Origin of the sequence: Streptomyces tricolor (assembly GCF_002155905.1) — a bacterium.
Lineage (GTDB): Bacteria > Actinomycetota > Actinomycetes > Streptomycetales > Streptomycetaceae > Streptomyces > Streptomyces tricolor.
Map to the genome: position 1 here is coordinate 650 of NZ_MUMF01000523.1, position 1,418 is coordinate 2,067.

The 1,418-nt window shown below is 64.9% G+C and carries 2 protein-coding genes; both read right to left on the reverse strand.

What is annotated here, in order from left to right; genetic code table 11:
• Positions 1-16 precede the first annotated feature (16 nt).
• On the reverse strand, positions 17-187 hold the full coding sequence (locus CCN44_RS44620; protein ID WP_158103180.1) for a hypothetical protein: 171 nt from the start codon (positions 185-187) through the stop codon (positions 17-19).
• Between the two features lie 134 nt (positions 188-321).
• A complete protein-coding gene (locus CCN44_RS32420; RefSeq protein ID WP_086701718.1) occupies positions 322-1,131 on the reverse strand; it encodes a ParA family protein in 810 nt (269 codons plus the stop codon).
• Positions 1,132-1,418 lie beyond the last annotated feature (287 nt).

The following is a 1,418-nucleotide window of genomic DNA, read 5'->3' on the forward strand; positions in this document are numbered from 1 at the left end:
GCAGAAAGCGAGCGAGCTAGCTACCTAGCTCGCTCGCACGCTCGCGTGCAACCAGCGCCTGGTACTCGGCCGGATAGGCAACCTTGAGGGCGTTCTCCACGACGTCCCGCTTGCTCATCCCCCGGCTGCCCACCACGAGCGCCACCAGCTCATCCAGCAACGGCTCGACCCGGGTGTTCAACTGCACGACCGCCTTAGAGCGACGTCGTACCGCTGGTGCCGTCGGCAGTGCACTCACCGCCGGCCTAGCCGGATCCGGACCAGCCGGCGCAGGCCGCGGCCCCCGCTCGCGCGGTTGGGGACGATCTTCGGCGCCTCCGCTCATCGGCAGATCACTCCTGTCAGCTCCCTGTACGGCTCAGTCACCGACCGGCTCTTGGCATACTTCCCATACCATTCACCGGCCGATCGAGCCTCTTTCACGATTCCCAGCCACGGGATAAACGGCTTCAGCAACAAATTCGGGTATAGCTCTTCGAACACGTCCAAGGCGCGCCGCTCGTCTCGCGTAACCACCGCTCCGCGATATGCAGTGGCCACCACGATCCCTACCTCGCGAGGTAGTTCCGGGAGCCCCAATTCACGCCGGTAGCCGTGGAACTTGTCCACGCTTTCCATCGCGCCCTCAACGCCATCCAATCCGTCCTCATCCGGCTTGGCCGCGTACAGGATCCTATTGCAGGCACTCAATCCGTTCTGAGTGATGACACCACCCTGACGATTGGGAAAGTCGAATACCACGAGCCCGGCATCGATTCCGCTCAAGCTTCTTTTCAGGCGCAGCTCTGCATGATCCTCACGCAGCGTTTCCTGAGTGGCCTGAGCCCTGAAACCCGAAGGAATCACACGCAAATTCTCCGGCCAGCCCTTCTTGGGATCGAGAGGCACAGCCAGTTCAGCCGCCCACCCGTGCACATCGTCGTTTCCCAAGATCGCGGACATGTCCAGCCCCGGTTCTACGGGGGCAGCCTCGGTCCACTTCGTGGCAGCACCGCGGGGATCCAGGTCCCCCAGCAGCACCGTCTCATCTGGGTGCTCCTCGGCGTACGTGACAGCGAGAGCCACGGCAGTACCGGTCTTCGTCGCGCCGCCGGTCTCCGAGTAGCTGCCCACCACAGGCGTGTCAGTCATGGCGGGATCGTAGGTCGCCGATCACCCGGCGAGCTACCTACCTATCTCGCTAGCTACCTAGCTTTCTAGCTAGCTAGCTGCGTTTACGCAGCTCAAGGCACGCAGCGCTTCAAGCGAACTCCTGCTACCCCCCGCCGACTCCGCCCGAACGGTGTATGACTGGCGCGCCCGCGCCCCGCCGGCCCCATGACCGCGGCCACCAGCTCGACCGGCCGCAGGCACCCGCTCAGGCCCCGAGACCCCCGGTCTGCCCGCACCGCCGTGCCTGAGGCGCCTCCCGCCGTGCC

What these genes read in the sequence shown, in the direction of transcription:
- CCN44_RS32420 (WP_086701718.1), bottom strand. Translation starts at nt 1,131, where the DNA reads ATGACTGACACGCCTGTGGTGGGCAGCTACTCGGAGACCGGCGGCGCG.